Annotated in this window: 1 protein-coding gene; it reads right to left on the bottom strand. The window is 41.2% G+C overall.

Translation table 11 applies throughout. From position 1 onward, the window contains the following. Positions 1-11: 11 nt before the first annotated feature. Positions 12-277, bottom strand: a 266-nt coding sequence (locus KVT11_RS19815) for a hypothetical protein (RefSeq protein WP_217609142.1), incomplete at its 5' end; no start/stop codon positions are given.

Genomic DNA, 277 nt, shown 5'->3' with positions numbered 1-277 from the left:
CCTTTACCCTTCTATGTTTTCTTGATTTTCTCTATCTTGATCACATGTGTTGGTGTTACTTTAGGTTTATATATAGGGTTAGGGTTTCTGATGTGGTTGTTCATTCTGGTTTTGATGGTTCTTGGTTCTGGAATCTCATTGCAGGCATTGATCGCACGACCACTGCGGCTGAGTGAGGAGTGCACAGTGGCTTGGGTACGTGTCACGTTTTCCAGACTGATGCAATTCGTGTTGTTTTCAGTTTTCTTGTCATGAATGACCCTATTATATTTCAAAC

It is taken from the genome of Bacillus sp. GbtcB10, assembly GCF_019091365.1.
Taxonomy (GTDB): domain Bacteria; phylum Bacillota; class Bacilli; order Bacillales; family Bacillaceae; genus Bacillus; species Bacillus altitudinis.
Note: the sequence above shows the minus strand (reverse complement) of the source record. Positions and strands in the feature narration are given on the sequence as shown.